We start from the raw sequence: 17,930 nt of genomic DNA, 5'->3' as shown, positions 1-17,930 counted from the left end.
GTCTCCTTGATTACTTGCCGGCGCCGAGCTGCGCGTCGGTCATGTGATGGCGCTCGCTCACGCGAGTGACGAACAGGTTGCAGATGAAACCAACCACGAGCAGCGATGCCATGATGTGCACCGTCATCGTATAGGCATCGGCCTTCACGACACCATGCGCGACTTCATACGCACGGATGTAGTTCACGAGCACCGGCCCCGCGATCCCGGCCGCAGCCCACGCCGTCAGCAACCGCCCGTGAATACCGCCGACATAAGCAGTCCCGAACATGTCCGCAAGATACGCCGGCACCGTCGAAAAGCCGCCGCCATACATCGACAGAATCAGACAGAACGTCAGCACAAACAACGCGATCTGCCCGGACGACGCAAAAATCGGCGCACAGAAATACAGCACCGCACCGAGCACGAAGAAGATGAAGTACGTGTTCTTGCGCCCGACCCAGTCCGACGCCGAAGCCCACACGAAGCGCCCGCCCATGTTGAACAGCGACAGCAGCCCGACGAACCCGGCCGCGGCCGCGGCGCTCACGGCGCCCTTGAAGCTCTCCTGGATCATCACCGACGCCTGCCCGATGATGCCGATCCCGGCGGTCACGTTGAGGAACAGCACGAGCCAGATCAGATAGAACTGCGGCGTCTTCAGCGCTTCGTCGATGTGCACGTGATTCGACGTGATCATCTTGTGCTTCGTCACCGCGGGCGGCGTCCAGCCCGCCGGTTTCCAGTCGGCGGGCGGCACGCGAATCGCGAGCGCGCCGATCGACATCGAGATGAAGTACGCGATGCCGAGCACGATGAACGTCTCCGCGACGCCGACACTCGTCGCGCTCTTGAAGTGATTCATCAGCGCGACCGACAGCGGCGCGGCGATCATCGCGCCGCCGCCGAAGCCCATGATCGCCATCCCGGTCGCCATCCCGCGGCGATCGGGGAACCACCGGATCAGCGTCGACACCGGCGACACATAGCCGAGCCCGAGCCCGATGCCGCCGACCACGCCATAGCCGATGTACAGCAGCATGATCTGGTGGGTCTTCACGCCGAGCGCGGAAATCAGGAAGCCGCCGCCGAAACAGCACGCAGCGGTAAACATCGTGCGGCGCGGGCCGACGCGTTCGAGCCACTTGCCGGCGAACGCGGCGGACAGGCCGAGGAAGAAGATTGCGAGCGAGAAGATCCAGCCGAGCGTCGTCAGCGACCAGTCGTCAGGCGCGGACGCGGTGATGCCGATCACCTTCGTGAGCGGCGCGTTGAATACCGAGAATGCATAGGCCTGGCCGATACACAGATGCACGGCCAGCGCGGCGGGCGGCACCATCCATCGCGAAAAGCCGGGTGGCGCGATGGTGGCTTCCTTCGAGAAAAACGGCGCGGCGCCAGCGCGGGCGCCTGGATCGATAACGCTGCTCATCAGTGCTGTCTCCGTTGGGGATCGTGGGCGATCCGTTTTCTATGTCGGCGTGTCGATCCGGACGCTGTCGTCGCTTGTCTGGCGGGAGCACCGCCTTATATGCAACGTTCAATCATATTCAATCGCGCGTCAGGTCGATCCGCTGGCCGCTTTGGTATCGGCTTTGGAGAAATTAGTGCATGAGAAGCGCATGTTCAATATGCTATTTTTTATCCTATACAGGGCGAGGCACGCGGAGACACCGGTCCGGATCCGCCCGGAAACCCGCCCGGTGCCGATCAGAGCACCGTCCGAGCGTACCGGACAGAAAAAGCAACCGTCGCGTAATCGCTACCGATTCGTTCCTCTAAATTACGCACGACACTTGCCGGCGCCCACGCCCGACCGACTTCAGCGATGCACCGCACACCCCGACGCAGCTGCACCATCCGTGTATTCCCGAGTCCGGGCAAAACACGGAACGATTCGGTGCTTGCCCACGCGAATTCGCGCGCCCTCAATCCGACGCTCTTGCCGTGAGCGGCAACCAGTCTGCCGGGTGGTCGATACTCGCGAGAAAGGTATCCAGCGCGCTTCGGGACAGCGACACGCTCGCGCTATTCTCGAGCGGATGAAACAGGAACGCGTCTTCGCTGGCCAGCTCATCGTCGATGACGAGTCGCACGTGTCGGGCTTCGTCATTGATCAGCGCGAGCGGACTCAACGAGCCCGTCCGGATACCCAGCAACGCGAAGAGCCGGTCCGCGGACGCGAACGACAACCGTTTGCTACCGAGCGTTTCCGCGAGCGCAACCAGATCGAGCGGCTTGGCCGCGGTCGTCACGACGAGGAAGTCGTGCCCCTTCTTGTCCTGCAGAAGCAGGTTTTTGCAGCGCGCACCCACCACGGAAAGGCTCAACAGCCCGGACTCCGCCATGTTGAGCACCGCGTCGTGTTCTTCGCACTCGAACGGTATCTTTCGTGCTTCAAGGAAACTCAGTACGCGATTCTTTCCTGACATGGATGCGTCCACCTCCCTCTTGATCCGAAAACAGAATGGCCCCGGAAGCCATCCGGGGCCGGCCCGCGCGTGACGGCCGTAAAACGGATCAGGCGTCGAACACGGGATACGACGCCTGGCGGATCGCCTCGAGCGTGTCGTCAGAAGACAGCAATCCTGACTCGTCCAGAATGGCGACGAGCGACCGCCCTTCGGCCACGGATTGCCGCGCGAGCTTGCTCACGCGAGCATAGCCAATTCTGGGAACGAGCGCCGTGGCGACGGCCATCGACTCCAGCAGATGCTTTTCGTTGCGCGCTGCGTCGGCCTCGATGCCCTTCACGCATTTTTCGCCGAAGCGCTGGATTCCGTTGGTGAGCAGCGCGATGCTGTCGAACACGCGCGACGCGACGACCGGTTCGAAATGATTGATTTCCAGTTCGCCGTACTGCACCGCCTGAGCAACGGCAACGTCATTGCCGACCACGGCGAAGCTCAACTGGATCATCGCCATCGGCAGGACCGGGTTGATCTTGCCCGGCATGATGGACGAGCCCGCCTGTGCCTCCGGCAGCTTCAGCTCGCCGAGCCCGCCGACCGGCCCCGACGACAGCACGGTCAGATCGGAAGCGATCTTTGCCAGCGACACCGCGCAGGTACGCAGTTCGGCGGACACGCGCGAGAACACGTCCATGTTCTGCATCGCGTCGAACGGGTTCGACGGCGCCTGATAGGCAACACCTGTGACGCGCTGGAGATGCGCGTACACGGCCGCCCGGTAGCCCGCCGGCGCACCGAAGCCGGTGCCGATCGCGGTGCCGCCCAGCGGCAGCGTGAGCAACTTGCCGCGCACCGCGGCCAGTTCCGCTGCCAGACGTTCGGTCAGCGACGCGTAGCCGCCAAAGAGCTGACCGAGACGCATCGGTTGGGCATCCTGAAGACAGGTCCTGCCCAGATGCAGGATATCCGCGAATTCCAAGGCTTTGGCATTGAACAGGACCGCAAGCTGCGAGACTTCGTCGACGAGCTGGCCGAGCATCGTGTGCGTGGCGATTTTCAGCGCGGCGGGATACGCATCGTTCGTCGATTGCGACCGGTTGACGTGATCGTTCGGATGAACGACCTCATAACTGCCTGCCACATGTCCGAGAATCTGCTGCGCGCGATTCGCGATGACCTCGTTGAAATTCATGTTGGTCGACGTGCCGCCGGAACCTTCCATCAGGTCGACCACCAGCGAGTCGTCGCACCGTCCTTCGATGACGTCCTGGCAAGCCGCAACGATGGCGTCGCACTGCTCGTGCGAGATGACTTCGTTGTCGCGATTCGCCAATGCCGCGGCCCATTTGACCTGCGCGAAGGCGTTGCGAAACGCCGCGTAATACGCGACGTTCAACGGAGAAACCGTGAGATTTTCGACGCCGCGCACCGTATTCACGCCATACAGCTCGTCACCGGGAATGGCGACTTCGCCAACGTAGTCGCGTTCGACGCGCATCGCGTCGTGAGCCAGCTTATTCATAGGAATTCCTTCCACCAACGGTAATGAGTTTTTCAATGCCCCCGCCGAGTGCCATCAATCTCGGCAGGAACGAGGTTTCGATCACGTCGCGCGCGGTATCGCACGCGTCTTCGAAGAACACGTTGTATTCGTCGCGGCGGGCGACGAGATACAGCGAACGCTCGAGGCCCAATGCCTCGACCACGTGCGCCGTGACGTTGCCGGCATGCGTGACACCCTGCAGCAAGCACATCGGTGACGTAATGGCCCAGCCGATCCCTTCGGCGACCATCGACGTCAATGCATCCGCGTTGTCCAGTTCGAGCCTGGCAGGTGCGCGAATCTCGATGCGACGCAGATAGCGTTCGATCTGCATGCCGACCTGCGATGTGCGGTTAAAGCGCACGATCGGCAAGCTGTTGATCAACGCGCGCAGGTCGTCGATGCTTTTCACCGGCAATCCAAGGCCCTTCGGCGTGATCACGCAGTAGCGCTCGGAGAACAGCCGATACCGGACGACATCATTGGCATCCATCAGCGGATCGCTCGTGACGATCAGGTCGAGATCGCGCCGGAGCAACGCTTCACCCTGTTGCGGGCTCAACCCGGTCCGGATCGACAGTTGCGATACCTTGCCCAGCAGCTTTTTCGTGAAAACCGAACCGCACGTCGAAGCGAACGAGTCGACCAGCCCGATGCGCAAGTCCGGCTTGATGCCGCGACCGGCGTCGATGACTTGCGCCTTGAGGTTGGCGATCTCTTCGCTCAGCACCGCGCCGCGGTTTTTCAGCGCGATGCCGAACGGTGTCAATGCCATCGGACGCGTCGTGCGGTTCACGAGCACGACGCCCAGCTCGTCTTCGAGCTGCCGGATGATTTGCGATACGCCCGACTGGGAGATGCCCATTCGCGCGGCCGCGGCGGACATGCTGCCCTCTTCCGCGACAGCAACGAAAACCTGTACGGCGTGCATGTCGATGGGTTTGTTCGATGGCATGTCGTGTCCTGATGTAAGCGTTCTTGCCAGTGTTCCCGTATCCGGCGCGTCGCTGTCCTTCAGATTCTTCTGGACTGCGTGTTCGTGCCGCCGGATGCCGAGGTCGCAAACGTCGAATCGTGGTGGCCCGCGACGCCCGGCTCGTCTTCTGCGACACCATCGGACTTCACGTCGGAAAGATTCTCGTTGCCCGTTTCGGGCGCCATCAAGTGGCAAAAGACCCCACCGAACAACAGGATCGCGACGCAGGTGCCCAGCGCAGCGTGAATGCCGACCTGCTGCACCGTGATCGGCAGCAGGAACGTGCTGATGGCCGAACCGAAACGGCTCGATGCAACGGCCAACCCTACGCCGGACGCGCGAAGATGCGTCGGGAACAGTTCGGGCGGATAGACGAACTCGAGGTTCGCCGCGGCCGAGAGAATGCACGCAAACACCCCGAAGATGACGATCGTGCCGAGCGGCCCGAAGTTGCCGTAGGTCAGCACGGCCAGGCCGAGCGCCGCGAGATAGAACGTCGCGAGGAGGAACGTGCGACGAGAGATCCGGTCGATCAGCAGCAGACCGATCACCGCGCCGGCGAGCAGCAGCACGTTGTAGACGAGGCCGCCCGTGAACTTGTCCTTGACGTGCAGCGCTTCAAGCACTTTCGGTGCAAACGTGCCGAGCGCGAAATAAGGAATCACCTGACACGTGTAAAAGATACAGCCGACCAGCGTGTTCTTGCGCCAGCGCGGCGAGAACAGCTGCGACCACGCACCCTTTTGCTGCTGCGGCGCGTAGGCGGACGTGGCAAGCGTCACTTCGGGTCCGAATTTGCGGCGAACGATGGCGAGTGCGTCGTCGCCGCGGCCGCGCTTCATCAGCCACATCGGCGACTCGGGGACGATCATCCGGAACGGGAGGATCAGCAATGCCGGCACACCGCTCGCGACGAGCATCAGCCGCCACGCGTCCGGTCCGATGTCGCGCATGCCGAAGCCGACCAGGTACGCACCGACGTAACCGGCCGCCCATGCCGCGGCGAGAAGACTCAGCAGACGGCCACGGTAGCGGCGCGGCGAATATTCGGTGACGAGCGATTTGCTCACGACGTAGTCGGCGCCCAGAATCAGCCCGAGAACCAGACGCAACACCAGCAATTGCGAGGGTGTCGTCACAAAATACTGCGCTGCCGAAACGATCGCGAAGAGCAGCATGTCGTACGCGAAGATCGTCCGGCGGCCGTATTTATCCGCGATCGGCCCGGCGAGCATGCTGCCGAAGAACAGGCCGGCAAGCGACGCCGCGCCGAGCAGGCCCATCCACAGTGCGTCGAGATGCAACGGCCCCGCGGCCATGCTGACCGCGATGCCGATGATGCCGAGAACGAAGCCGTCGCTGAATTGACCACCCGTGCCGCTGAACGCGACACCTACGTGGAACGGTCGAAGCGGCAAGTCTTCGAGTAGTACCTGTTTGCCCACAATCATCTCCTGTCTCCAAGGTGGTGCTCGTGTCGATGCACCTTGGATTCAAGTGTAGGGCTGCAATTTCATTAAAACAGCAGGTAGGGCGACAGTATCATTTTTTCTAATACTGTTGCTCAGCCCTGCTGAAGATACGCCAATTTCCCGGGAGTCCATGAGCGCGAAAACGGCGAAAGACCCGACCGGAAACTGTCTGGCCTTTCGCTCGGCGTGCACGGATCCTGAGCGGCAACGATCCGTTCACGACCGCTTTCGCCACATGCTGCGGCGTCGATTAAAACTGATGAAACATCTCCTGCACACGGTTCGGTTCATTCGTCACCGTCAGTGCGAGCATCAAAAGGATGCGGGCCTTCTGCGGATCGAGGTTATCGCCGAGCAGTCCGAGATACGCGGGATCCTCCGGGATATAGCCGCTCGCGGCTCTCGATGACCGCACAACGATGACACCCTTGTCGATGGCCTTTTTGATCGACGGCAGCGTGAGCAATGATTCGCTGCCGGCCCCTACCCCGGCCACAACGATCCCGCGTGCGCCGTGCGCCACCGCGGCGTCATACATGTATCCGCCGTCGTTTTGATGGCCGTACACGATGTCGACCTCGGGAAGCGAATCGAGCCTCGAAACGTCGAAAGGCGTTTGGGTGGTCTGCAGTTTCGTGACGGCGGTTTCGAAATGCGGCACGTTGTCGATCAAGGTGCCGAGATATCCGTCGTCCGGACTCTGGAATGTGTCGAGCGTGTTCGCGTTGGTCTTGGTGGTATAGCGGGCAGAGCCGATGCGGTCGTTCAGGACGATCATGACGCCGCGTCCGCGCGCAGTCGGAGATGCGGCAACGGTGACCGCCTGCAAAAGATTGCTCGGGCCATCCGCGCTGATGGCGGTCGACGGACGCATCGAGCCGGTCAATACCACCGGCTTGTCGCTCTTCACCACGAGGTTCAGGAAATAGGCGGTTTCCTCGAGCGTATCGGTGCCGTGCGTAATGACGACGCCGGCGATGTCGGGTTGCGCGAGCAGCTGGTTCACGCGCTTCGCGAGCTTGAGAAGAATCGCGTTGGTGACGTTCTCGCTACCGACGTTCGCCACCTGTTCGCTCGATACCTGTGCGACTTTCCCCAGCGACGGCACCGACTTCAACAGCGCATCCGCCGTGAGCACACCGGGTTTGTAGCCGGTGCTCTGCGTCTCATTGGCAGCGGTCCCGGCAATCGTGCCGCCTGTCGCCAGCACAACGACATGCGGAAGAGATACCGGTGTTGAAGCCTGGGTTTGCGTCTGGGCGATGGCCGAGCCGCCAAGGATAGAACCGAAAATCAGCAAGCCGCAGACAAGGCTTCTGCATGGGCTCGTTTTGGCATGTCCGTCTTTCACTTTGCACTCCGAATTTGAAGTTCCATGATCGATGCTCCGTTGGGAGATGGAGATCAGTCGCGCTGATCGGACGTGTTTTATCCTGCCGGCACGCGGAGGTGCGAGACAGTAGCGCTACGAGGATGGCTCACGTCCGATAGCGGGCAGTTTATTGACCCGCGGAGCGCGACAAATAAACCGGACGCGACGATTACCGATTCTGATACTGCGTTGGAGATTTTCTGAAGGTGGCAGGGCTGCGTGGATTTCGAACCGAAGTCTGGGTAATCCGGTCGGTCGTCACGGCGCCTGGCGATCGCCTGCCGTGAATGGCCTTACTGACACGAAACCATGCGGAACCTCAATGAACCCCGAGGTCATTCCGTAGCTGTCTGAGCTTGGTTGGCGTCGCACCATAGACCCGCTTGAACCATTGAATGAGATGCGAGCTGTCGGTGAAGCCGCACTCATAGGCGATCTGGCTGACGGACCGGTTGCTGTTCAGCACCATCCAGCGGGCGGATTTCAGCCGGATCTTGCGCCAGTAGTCGCCCGGCGAGGTACGCAGGTGCTTCCTGAACAGGCGCGTCAGTTCGCGCTCCGTCGTGCCCACTGCCTCCGCCACATCGCTGATGCGGCCGGGTTCCAGCAGCCTCTGATACATCAGTCCAACCGCATTCGCGACGCGCCGATCGGCGCAATGCAGACCGATCTCCGACTCTTGCGTCACCGCACGGGCTTCTTCGAAGCCGCAGTCGGCCATCAGATAGTGAAGCGCCTTATGCGATCGGGTCTTTCCGCAATGCTGGTCGACCAAGAGCATCGCCAGGTTGATTCCGGCCAAACCGCCCGGACAGGTGATGAAGCCGCCGTCCACGACGACAGGCGCGTCCGTCACCGGCGTCACGCTCGGAAAATTGCTCTCCATCGTTTGAGCGAGCGAGAAATGGACGGCGCACCGTCTTCCGGACAACAGTCCCAGCTCGGCCAGAACAAACACCCCGGTACACAGCCCGACCACGGGCACCCCCATTTCGACGGCAGTCGCAACATATTTGTAAAGCGCGTCCGGTATGGGCGTTTCACCGTGCAACGTACCGCCGTGCACAACGATGTAGTCAAATTCTCGCGGGTCGGCAAACAGCTTCGTTGGCGTTATCGTGAAGCCGCAGCTCGCCTTGATCGGGGAATCGTCGTGAGAGAGGAACTCCCACGTGCAATAAAGCGGTCTGCTGAAGTCTGATTCGTCGGCGGACAATCGCAAGAATTCAACGAAGCACGAGAACGGCATGAGCGTGAAATCGGGCGTCGCCACGATTCCGACCCTCAGGGGTACGGCAATTTCGGGAGCAGGCTTGCTGGGTCGCAATTGCGAGTAGTCGCCGCGCATCGATATGTCCATTGAAGGTAGGGGCTACCGGGTACTCCACGACAGAAAGTACACCGGCATTCACCCGATCGGTCGGCTACGGGTCGCACGGTGGCTGGATCCGCCCCATCAGTTGCTCAAAAACCTTGTCGGCAGCGATGCTCCATCCGGTATTGGCGCCCAGGCCTTCCAGCACTTTCAACCCCAGTTCCGTGTAGGTACCGGGCACCGCGATCGACTCGCCGATCCGGGTAGCGGTAAGCGTCGCTTGATGCTGCGAGTATGCAACACAGTCCTCGATGCTGCTGAACACGAGCTGTCTTGCGCTCTCCGGCGGCAGCCCTTTTTTTTCGAACCAGCCCTGCAGCTCGCCGATCAAAAAGTAGAACCAGCCGTTCATGCAGGCCGAGACCATGGCGAGTTCGAAGTCTCGCTCGGTCGGGAGGCGCACCATGTTGCCTAACGCGCCCAGCAGTTCTCCGGCCGCTGAATCGGCAGGGTATATCGCGACGGTCGAACGATTGATCTCGGACGCAGCCGACAACATCGCTCTGCAATACGCTCTTGGACCAAACAGATCCGCGAGCGTCTCGACCGGGACGCCGCCGGCCACCGAGATCAAAGGCTGATCGTCCTTCAATCTGACGCTTGTCGCGAGATCGCTCAATTGTGCCGGACGCACCCCGACGAGAACGACGTCGGCAGCGTCCGCTACCGCCTGATTGTCGGCCATCAGCCGGCAACCGAGGTCGCGTGCAAGGCGCTCTGCCCGGGCTCGACTCCTTGGCGACAGGAGAATGTCGATATCGCTCGCCCCGCGACGTAACCCGCGGACCATTTTTTCGGTCAGGTCTCCGACACCCAGCACACCCAGTTTCACCGTCATGCTGCCCCTCTCGATGTGGAAAAATCCGGCTTCCAAATGCGGCGGCTTATGAACCTTGCATACGACATCGCACGGACATCCGTGAATGTGGGGAAAGCACCTCCCTGTAGTCGGCGCCTTCCCCGCCGCGCTCACTTGATGTGAATGGCTTCCGCGCCCCACGCATCCTGCAACGCGAAACCGCGAGCGAAAGGATCGTCCGGGTCCAGCGCCAACTGGCTGATGCCGTAGGTCCAGCATCGTCCACTGACGTTCGGCAGGACGGCAGGCTTGCCCGACACGACCGTCTCTCCTTTCAGTTCGACGGAAAATTCCGAACCGATGATCGACCGCGTGATGAATTTTTCGCCTACGGCCAACTCGCCGCGCGCATGCAGCACCGACGTGATGGCAGAGCTTCCGGTGCCGCACGGCGAACGATCGACGCGCCCCGGCCAAAGCGTGCAACACGTGCGAACCGACCCGTCGCGCTGTCGTTCAGCGAAGATCGCGTAGGCGATGTGGTCGATCGACGGCACCAACGGATGCCGAACCTTGAAACGCGCGTTCGCGGCGCGCTTGATCACCATGCCCGCCTTGACCAGTTGCTCGGTATATTGCGGCGTGATCTCGATGCCGAGCTGCTCGACGAAGACGACCGCGTAGAAGACACCGCCGAACGCGATGTCGAGCTTTACCTCGCCGTATTCCTCGGTGTGAACGACCTGGTCCAGCGCCTCGACGAATGCCGGGATCATGTCGAGCGACACACGTTCGCACTTTCCGTCCCTGCATTCGGCCGTCGCCGTCACGATGCCGGCCGGCGCTTCGAGCCGCAACGTCGTGACAGGCTCCTGCATTTCGATCATGCCGGTTTCGAGAAGCGCCGTTGCGACACACATGGTGTTCGCGCCCGACATCGGATGCGCTTCGTCGGCTTGCAGGACGATGAACCCGGCGTCGGCCGTGGGATCGCACGGCGGCACCATGAGGTTGACGGTTTGATTGACTGCCCCTCGCGGCTCGAGACAGACGAAGCGCCGCAGACTGTCGTTCTCCTTGTTGATGTAGTCCATCTTGGCCATCATCGTATCGCCCGGGATATCGTACACACCCGACGTGATGACCTTCCCGACCTCGCCTTCGCAGTGCACGTCGAGCAACTGAAGGGTTTTTTTCCAACGCATATACGCACCTTATCAATTAGACATCCGAATAAATTAGACGACATGAATCAACGGAAGAGCCGCACCCGGCGAAGGGTTTATTCCATCAGTCGCGGTTCGCCGACGTCGCCCGCGGAAGGCGGCACGCCGTTCGTTTTCAGGATCTTCACCATTTCGCCCGACTTGTGCAGCTCGTCGATGTCCGCCGACAGCGCTTTCCCTAACGCGTCATTTCCCTTGGTATAGGGAAAGCCGGCCTGACTCGGCATGCGCGAAGCCGAGAGCTTCGGATCGGGCTTGACCACCTTGACCTGAAGCCCCTTGTAGCCGCCTTTCTTCTTGTCGTATTCGACGACGGAATAGGCGTCGGTGCCGACGTCCAGGCGCCCCGCTTCGAGGTCCTGCGCCATCGCAACCGGATTCGGATAGACGGTCAGCGAACCGCCGAGCAGCTTCTGCAAATCGCCGGTCCAGAAGTAACCCTGAACCGATCCGACTCGCTTGCCCTGAAGTCCGGCCACGCTATCGATCCCGTCCTTGGAGATGAAGCCCACCTGTTCCACATAGATCGGGGCGCTCAGACCCAGCACTTTCGCCCGGGCTGCGGTTCGTTGCCAGTCACCCATTGCAACGTCCGCCTTGCCTGAGACGACGGACTGAATGACCGCAGAAGGATCGACCACGCTAAAGGACAGCTTGAGACATTCCTTGGCGGCGATCTTCTTCAGGATCTCGGCGTCAATCCCGCCGACGTCCTCTCCGGCCGGCACCGAGAACGGCGGATACGGGAAGGTTGCGACGGAAAGGACCCCCGGCACGATCGTTGAGAACTTGTGCGCGGGCGTGCACTGCTGCGCGAACGCCACACTCGACATTGCCGACAGCGCGATACCCGTCGACAGCACGCTGACACAGCGTTTCATAAAAGCCATATTGCCTCCGATGTGTATTTACCGCGAGAAAAAGCAGACGTTGAAAAACGACAGGATCAATTCGAAGCATGACGCCCCAGACGACGTTCCAGGATGGAAACGCAAAGGGTGGCGGGTATGCAAATCGCCGCAAACAACAAGGCAGCCAGGACAAGTACCGGCATGTACTGAAACGTATCCGAGCCGATATTCGATGCTCTGCCAAATAATTCCGGGAGAGCGATGGTGTAGCACAACGAAGTCGCCTGAAGCATCATCACCGAAAACCCAAGTAACGCCGGCAATGCCACGCGAAGCCCCTGTGGCGCGACGACGAAACGCAACGCGTCGAAGCTGCTCAGGCCGATCACCGCTGCGGCTTCTTTCTGTCCGTACGGAACGGCTTCGAAACCCGCCCGGATGATTTCGCTCGTGTATGCCCCGGTGCACCACGCAAGCGCTACGACGGAAGCGAAAAACGAGGTCAATGCCATCCCTGTTTTCGGCAAGCCGAAGTACATGAATTGAAGCAGTATCAATGCGGGGGCACCTCGACCGATCTCGACGAAGCCAATCGCGACCGCCCTGACGATCCTGTTCGGCGACGGAACCGTGACCGCCAGTACCGCGCCGAGCGGGATGCCGATAAGCAGGCTCAGCCCGGTCACTTGCAATGAAATGCCGTAACCGCCGAGCAGATCAGGAAGCCAGCTTTTCCATAGTTCGAGCAATTCGTTCATCTCGACACCTTCGATCGCATGTTCAAATCAATCCATCGCGATGCCCATGCAATGGGTATGCTTATCAGGATGTAGAGGAGCGCCGCCGATGCATAGACGCTCAAGCCCTGGAATGTCTGCTGCGAAATATGGTACGCACTGTAAGTGAGGTCTTTCACGCCGATAGTTGACGCGATAGCCGAATCCTTGAGCAGACCAATGAGATACGTCGCCAGGGACGGAAGCGCAATGCGCGTGAGTTGCGGAAATATCACGTCGACGAATTGCTGCATCCGGTTCAGGTTCAATACGCGACACGCCTCGAATTGACCGGGATGAATCGCGGTCAGTGCGCCGCGGTAGATCTCCGCCATATTCGCGCCGGTGACCACGCCGAGTCCGATCGTCGCGGCAGTAAACGGGCTCATCGTAATGAAGCCGCTCCCGATGCCGAAGAAGACGAAGAACAACCAGACGATCGGCGGCACGGATCGACAGGTCAGCACAATCGCGGTCGCCAGGAATCTGACCGCCGATATGCGGGATCGCTTCATCGCGCACAGCGGCAAGCCAATCAGCGCGCCTAGCAGGAAGGAGGACGCCGTAATCGCCAGCGTCCACGGAATACCCTGAACCAGCAGAAGGGGCGTGATTGTCATGACCGCCCCCGCGCCGCGGAAAGAAAGCGGATCGCGCGCTCATGCCGCGGGGCGCGCATGACCTGCGCGCTTGGCCCTTCTTCGACGACTTTGCCGTCCGTCATCAGCAGTACGCGGTCCGATACTTCCTCGGCGAAGTGCATCTCGTGCGTCACGACCACCATCGTCATGCCGGACGAGGCCAGCTCTTTCATCACCGCGAGGACTTCGAGCCCCAGTTCCGGATCCAGCGCCGATGTCGGCTCGTCGAACAGCATGATCTCCGGCTCCAGTGCGAGCGCTCGCGCAATGGCGATGCGCTGCTGCTGGCCGCCCGAACAACGCACCGGAAACTGCGATGCCTTGTCGGCAAGCCCCACCCGGCCGAGCAGTTCGATGGAGCGCCTGTCCGCGTCCGCCCGGCTCCGACCCATCGTGCGAACCTGAGCGAGACTGACGTTGTCGAGGACGGTCATGTGCGGGAACAAATTGAACGACTGGAAGACCATCCCGATCCGGCGCCGCAACGCGACGAGCGCGCGCCGGGCCGGCGGCCTGCCCGCTTCGATCGTCACGTCGCCGATGGTGACGCGCCCTTCGGTCGGCGGCTCGAGTTGATTGATACAGCGAAGCAGCGTGCTCTTTCCCGAGCCGCTGGGCCCGATGATCGCAATCACCTCGCCCGCATACATCTTGAAGCTGACATCGGTCAGAACCCGGTGCGGTCCGAAGTTCTTGCCGACGTGCTCGACGCACAGAATCGGTTCTCCTTGCCGCGCTGCCGTCGTGGCGCGGTCCGCGCTGACTTCAGCAACCGACGAGTTGGGGCTATTCATGTATAGGTGTCTCCGGGATCGATCACGCGATCGAACAAGTTGAATCACTCGCTCCGCCACGCTTGCCCATTGCGGCACAAGGTTGAAATTAGATTAATGGCGTCAAAAACGAACCCGGTTGTATGTTTCGGACATTTTTTGCCATGAAAAGGCGGATTCGAGTAAATCGCGGGTATACCCCGCAGCGGGCATTCGCTCGCCCTCAACTCGGCTCGGCACGACGCTCGTCGGGCGTTCAGTCCGAACAGCCGGACACATGCGGATGCGCGCCGTGTGGCGGTACGACAGGGATGGGACGATGCAGGCTGACTTGTATCGGAAGAGAAAGGGCCGGTTCACGGCGACCGTCGGTTCTCATCGCCGGCTGACGATGCGGTATCAGTTTCCAGCGGACGGACAGCCGAATCCGTTCGCCGTTTTATACTGCATGGGCCGTGGCCGGTACGGCCTGGCTTTCAAAGGAAATGACGCGACTGCACACGTGCCGGCTCCGTCGTCTTCGGTGGAGATGTCGGCACGGGAATCATCGAGTAAAAGAGCCGTTATATCGGCCCACTCCTATGCGAGCCTCGGTTACTTTCGATCGTTGTCTGCCTGCGGCTTGTCTTTGACGTAAGGGGCGGCAAACTCGGCATCGAAAGTGCCTCGCCACGAGCACACGCGCATCGACGTTGCATAGTAATACTCATAATTCGCACGCGGGATTTTGTCTGCCGGAACGGCGGCGCTTGAAAAGACACCGTCTCGTATGATCGAGTCGCCGGTGCAAATGTAAGAGACCACCACGAGTCGTTCGTCGAGAATCTTCTGGATGAACTCGATTGCCCCACCGGGCTCGATAGTATTGCCCAGCACGGAGAAAAAATGCCGATGGGCTGTCGCGTAGTAAACCGTCACCTCGTCGTTGTACAACGAGGAAACCTCCAGCGGGCCACCCTTCGATGTCGCAAGCGACGGCACCCGGACATTGAAGTAGTTCTTTCCAGCGTAGGGGACAACAGAAAAATGGCTGTCCCAGTGCGGAAAGACCGAGAGAAGGTCTTCCGCCATCTGGCGTGAGACAGGCTCGAGCAGTTCGATCACGATGATTCCCCCGTCGCTTGCGTATGCGGGCGGCGAGACCGCTGGCAATTCGCGCTCGCCAGTGCGATCGACCGCTGCTTGTCCGTTTCATCGTACTGGAGCGACGACGTCCGCCCCGGAACAGTCACGCTTCGTCCTCAGGCGCAGACGCTCAACGCTGCGTTACGAGCCAGCGATTCAGCGATTCAGCGCCGCCAAGGTTAGCGTTAACCGATCGTCGACTTCCGTACGAATGCCGCAATCGCCTCCACCACGCCATCCGCCAGTGGGCGTTCCGGATCGGAATACGCTGCCAGATTGTCCTCCAGCGCCTGCGTGCGGACCGTTTTGAGGACGTGATTGGCATCGGCAACAAGCGCAAGTTCGGCGCGTGGGTTCGCCCGCTGCAAAAGTTGCGCGTCCTCGACCGCAACCTGGATATCCCGTGTGCCCTGCACGATCAGCACCGGCTTCCTGCAACCCGCCAGGAGCGTCGCCGGATCAACGGTCAATTCGCTTATCAGAAAACGCTGAACGTGCGGCCGGAACAACGGCATCAGTGCCGGGTCGATCCCGCTCGCGTCCACCGTCTTTCCGGCCTCGAGGGATTCGAGTATCGCCATGGCATTGGCCAGGATGGGCGCATTCGCCGGGTTCGAGCGCAGTTGTTGCCGCAATACCTGCCCGAGCGGCCGCCCTGCCGTGGATACCAGGATCAAACCGCACATGCCGTCGGCTTGCCGTGCAGCCGACAACGCCACCAGCCCGCCTTCGCTATGTCCCAACACCCAGACGCAGGAAGCGCCGGTCTGCGTCCGGATCGCCGTCACCCACGCGCGGACGTCGGCCGCGTAGTCGCCGAGCGTGACGTCATTCGCATCCGGTATCGCCGACGCGCTGCCGTACATGCCGCGCTTGTCGATTCGAACCGACGCGATGCCTTTGCTCAGCAGTCCTTCGGCAAGCATCCTGTAGGTCGATGCCTGAAGGCCGATGGGTCCGTTGCCATTCCTGTCGGTCGGGCCCGATCCCGGCACGATCAGCACGACCGGGGCATCGCTCCCGGCCGGAGACAACAGCGTGCCTCTCAACGGGCCAGCCGGCCCCGGTGCGTCGATCTCTGCGTGCAGCATTTGCAACGGGCCCCCTGAATGAAGGGGGATGCGTCTCCGGGGATCACGGTCGGCGTTTGCCGGCGCCGCCGGCAGGTTTGGCGGCCGGCTTGCGCCCACCCGCAGCCGGCTTGCCGGCGGGTTTGGCGCGCGGCTTCTGCACACTGAACGGGCTACCACTGATCACGCTCTTGCCTTTTCCTGCGGTGGTCGCAGGCTTGCGTTTGCCTTCACCACCTTGCGGCCGCGGCTTTTTGCCGGACGCCGGCACGGCGCTCGGCGCGGCTTGCGGCACTTTGGGCTTCTTCGGCTTTTTGGGTTTCTTGATGATCTGGCCCGTCGCGCTGGTTTCCGGCACGCGGTGCTCCGCTTCGAAACCCGGCTCTTCTTCCCGGCGCAGCGTCTGCCGGATCAGCGCTTCGATCGCCGCCAGTTGCGGGGCTTCATCGGCACACACGAGGGACACCGCCACACCGCTCGCGCCCGCGCGGCCGGTACGGCCGATGCGGTGCACATAGTCTTGCGCGACGATCGGCAGATCGACGTTGATCACCAGCGGCAGATCGTCGATATCCAGCCCGCGCGCCGCCACGTCGGTCGCGACCAGCATCTGTACTTCGCGCGCCTTGAAGCGCTCGAGCGCACGCAAACGCGCCGGTTGCGGTTTGTCGCCGTGGATGGTGTCGACCGCGTAGCCCGCTTCATCCAGCATGGCCGCCAGGTAATCGACGCCGTTGCGGGTTTTGACGAACACCAGCGCGTGCTCCCAGTTGTTCTCCGCCACCAGGTGCATGAACAGCTCGGGCTTGTTCCTTTTGTCCACCGGCACCACCCACTGCTTGATCTTGCTGGCCGTGGCATTGGGCGGGCTGACGCTGATATTGACCGGGCTGCGCAGAATGCTCGCCGCCATCGCGCGGATATCGTCGGTGAACGTCGCGGAGAACAGCAGCGTCTGGCGCTGAGCGGGCAACGCGGCAAAGACCGCGTTGAGTTCGCGCGCGAAGCCCAGATCGAGCATGCGGTCGGCTTCGTCCAGCACCAGCGTCTCGACTTGATCGAACTGCACGGCGTTCTGGCGATTGAGGTCGAGCAAGCGGCCCGGCGTGGCAACGAGCACGTCCACGCCTTTGCGCAGCTTCATCATCTGCGGGTTGATGCTCACGCCGCCGTAGGCGGCCAGAAAGCGCAGGTCGAGGCCCTGGCCGTATTCGACGAAGCTCTGCAGCACTTGTTCGGCCAGCTCACGCGTGGGCACCAGCACGAGCACGCGCGCGCGGTTGCTGGAGACGGCCGGGCCGTGTTGCACCAGCCGTTGCAGCAGCGGCAGTGCAAAGCCGGCGGTTTTGCCGGTGCCGGTCTGGGCGGCGGCCATGACGTCGTTGCCGCTCAGGACAGCAGGGATCGCCTTGGCCTGCACCGGCGTAGGTGTCTGGTAATTGAGGTTCTGCAGGTTACGCAGCAACGGCTCGATCAGGCCAAGCGAGGCAAAAGACATGGACGTGTTCCGGGCTAAAACCGCAATTCTAGCGGGTAGC

At 61.5% G+C, this 17,930-nt stretch carries 16 protein-coding genes; all 16 read right to left on the bottom strand.

Annotation, left to right across the window (positions count from 1 at the left end):
• Positions 1-10: 10 nt before the first annotated feature.
• The 16 genes from BX604_RS23545 to BX604_RS23465 all read right to left on the bottom strand — a co-directional run bounded on the left by BX604_RS23545 (position 11) and on the right by BX604_RS23465 (position 17,890).
• Positions 11-1,414, bottom strand: a complete 1,404-nt coding sequence (locus BX604_RS23545; RefSeq protein WP_098553258.1) for an L-lactate MFS transporter — start codon at positions 1,412-1,414, stop codon at positions 11-13.
• A gap of 496 nt (positions 1,415-1,910) precedes the next feature.
• Positions 1,911-2,426, bottom strand: a complete 516-nt coding sequence (locus tag BX604_RS23535) for a prolyl-tRNA synthetase associated domain-containing protein (RefSeq protein ID WP_143748086.1) — start codon at positions 2,424-2,426, stop codon at positions 1,911-1,913.
• A 76-nt stretch (positions 2,427-2,502) separates the two neighbouring features.
• Entirely contained in the window at positions 2,503-3,915 is a 1,413-nt protein-coding gene (locus BX604_RS23530) for an aspartate ammonia-lyase (RefSeq protein ID WP_098553256.1), read from the bottom strand.
• Positions 3,908-4,867, bottom strand: a complete 960-nt coding sequence (locus tag BX604_RS23525; RefSeq protein ID WP_257146450.1) for a LysR family transcriptional regulator — start codon at positions 4,865-4,867, stop codon at positions 3,908-3,910. Before BX604_RS23525 ends, BX604_RS23530 begins: the two co-directional genes overlap by 8 nt.
• Positions 4,868-4,950: 83 nt before the next feature.
• The gene (locus BX604_RS39715; RefSeq protein WP_098553254.1) at positions 4,951-6,363 is read right to left on the bottom strand and encodes an MFS transporter; all 1,413 of its coding nucleotides are present in this window, start codon (positions 6,361-6,363) and stop codon (positions 4,951-4,953) included.
• Positions 6,364-6,634: 271 nt separating this feature from the next.
• Positions 6,635-7,735 carry a type II asparaginase gene (locus BX604_RS23515; RefSeq protein WP_257146404.1) on the bottom strand — a complete coding sequence of 367 codons (1,101 nt, stop codon included), beginning with the start codon at positions 7,733-7,735 and terminating at the stop codon, positions 6,635-6,637.
• A 340-nt stretch (positions 7,736-8,075) separates the two neighbouring features.
• On the bottom strand, positions 8,076-9,104 hold the full coding sequence (locus tag BX604_RS23510; protein WP_098554005.1) for a GlxA family transcriptional regulator: 1,029 nt from the start codon (positions 9,102-9,104) through the stop codon (positions 8,076-8,078).
• A 76-nt stretch (positions 9,105-9,180) separates the two neighbouring features.
• The gene (locus tag BX604_RS23505; RefSeq protein WP_179894862.1) at positions 9,181-9,969 is read right to left on the bottom strand and encodes an NAD(P)-binding domain-containing protein; all 789 of its coding nucleotides are present in this window, start codon (positions 9,967-9,969) and stop codon (positions 9,181-9,183) included.
• Between the two features lie 131 nt (positions 9,970-10,100).
• Positions 10,101-11,135, bottom strand: coding sequence for a proline racemase family protein (locus BX604_RS23500; RefSeq protein ID WP_098553252.1), 1,035 nt, complete (start codon positions 11,133-11,135; stop codon positions 10,101-10,103).
• 77 nt (positions 11,136-11,212) lie between these two features.
• Positions 11,213-12,046 carry a substrate-binding periplasmic protein gene (locus BX604_RS23495; protein ID WP_208450339.1) on the bottom strand — a complete coding sequence of 278 codons (834 nt, stop codon included), beginning with the start codon at positions 12,044-12,046 and terminating at the stop codon, positions 11,213-11,215.
• 56 nt (positions 12,047-12,102) lie between these two features.
• Complete coding sequence (locus BX604_RS23490; protein WP_098553251.1) at positions 12,103-12,765, bottom strand: amino acid ABC transporter permease; 663 nt, start codon at positions 12,763-12,765, stop codon at positions 12,103-12,105.
• On the bottom strand, positions 12,762-13,403 hold the full coding sequence (locus tag BX604_RS23485) for an amino acid ABC transporter permease (protein WP_098553250.1): 642 nt from the start codon (positions 13,401-13,403) through the stop codon (positions 12,762-12,764). Before BX604_RS23485 ends, BX604_RS23490 begins: the two co-directional genes overlap by 4 nt.
• Positions 13,400-14,143: an amino acid ABC transporter ATP-binding protein gene (locus BX604_RS23480; RefSeq protein ID WP_179894903.1), complete on the bottom strand. Its 744-nt coding sequence runs from the start codon at positions 14,141-14,143 to the stop codon at positions 13,400-13,402. The genes BX604_RS23485 and BX604_RS23480 overlap by 4 nt, the downstream gene beginning before the upstream one ends.
• Before the next feature lie 648 nt (positions 14,144-14,791).
• Entirely contained in the window at positions 14,792-15,301 is a 510-nt protein-coding gene (locus BX604_RS23475; RefSeq protein WP_143748085.1) for a hypothetical protein, read from the bottom strand.
• A 206-nt stretch (positions 15,302-15,507) separates the two neighbouring features.
• On the bottom strand, positions 15,508-16,413 hold the full coding sequence (locus BX604_RS23470) for an alpha/beta hydrolase (protein WP_098553247.1): 906 nt from the start codon (positions 16,411-16,413) through the stop codon (positions 15,508-15,510).
• A 43-nt stretch (positions 16,414-16,456) separates the two neighbouring features.
• Positions 16,457-17,890 carry a DEAD/DEAH box helicase gene (locus BX604_RS23465; RefSeq protein WP_179894861.1) on the bottom strand — a complete coding sequence of 478 codons (1,434 nt, stop codon included), beginning with the start codon at positions 17,888-17,890 and terminating at the stop codon, positions 16,457-16,459.
• Positions 17,891-17,930: the final 40 nt, after the last annotated feature.

This window comes from Burkholderia sp. JKS000303, assembly GCF_002563755.1.
In the GTDB taxonomy this organism is placed as follows: Bacteria; Pseudomonadota; Gammaproteobacteria; order Burkholderiales; family Burkholderiaceae; genus Burkholderia; species Burkholderia anthina_B.
This window is presented reverse-complemented; position numbering and strand designations above follow the sequence as displayed.

What these genes read in the sequence shown, in the direction of transcription:
- BX604_RS23545 (WP_098553258.1), bottom strand. Translation starts at nt 1,414, where the DNA reads ATGAGCAGCGTTATCGATCCAGGCGCCCGCGCTGGCGCCGCGCCGTTT.
- BX604_RS23530 (WP_098553256.1), bottom strand. Translation starts at nt 3,915, where the DNA reads ATGAATAAGCTGGCTCACGACGCGATGCGCGTCGAACGCGACTACGTT.
- BX604_RS23525 (WP_257146450.1), bottom strand. Translation starts at nt 4,867, where the DNA reads ATGCACGCCGTACAGGTTTTCGTTGCTGTCGCGGAAGAGGGCAGCATG.
- BX604_RS39715 (WP_098553254.1), bottom strand. Translation starts at nt 6,363, where the DNA reads ATGATTGTGGGCAAACAGGTACTACTCGAAGACTTGCCGCTTCGACCG.
- BX604_RS23510 (WP_098554005.1), bottom strand. Translation starts at nt 9,104, where the DNA reads ATGCGCGGCGACTACTCGCAATTGCGACCCAGCAAGCCTGCTCCCGAA.
- BX604_RS23505 (WP_179894862.1), bottom strand. Translation starts at nt 9,969, where the DNA reads ATGACGGTGAAACTGGGTGTGCTGGGTGTCGGAGACCTGACCGAAAAA.
- BX604_RS23500 (WP_098553252.1), bottom strand. Translation starts at nt 11,135, where the DNA reads ATGCGTTGGAAAAAAACCCTTCAGTTGCTCGACGTGCACTGCGAAGGC.
- BX604_RS23495 (WP_208450339.1), bottom strand. Translation starts at nt 12,046, where the DNA reads ATGGCTTTTATGAAACGCTGTGTCAGCGTGCTGTCGACGGGTATCGCG.
- BX604_RS23490 (WP_098553251.1), bottom strand. Translation starts at nt 12,765, where the DNA reads ATGAACGAATTGCTCGAACTATGGAAAAGCTGGCTTCCTGATCTGCTC.
- BX604_RS23485 (WP_098553250.1), bottom strand. Translation starts at nt 13,403, where the DNA reads ATGACAATCACGCCCCTTCTGCTGGTTCAGGGTATTCCGTGGACGCTG.
- BX604_RS23470 (WP_098553247.1), bottom strand. Translation starts at nt 16,413, where the DNA reads ATGCTGCACGCAGAGATCGACGCACCGGGGCCGGCTGGCCCGTTGAGA.
- BX604_RS23465 (WP_179894861.1), bottom strand. Translation starts at nt 17,890, where the DNA reads ATGTCTTTTGCCTCGCTTGGCCTGATCGAGCCGTTGCTGCGTAACCTG.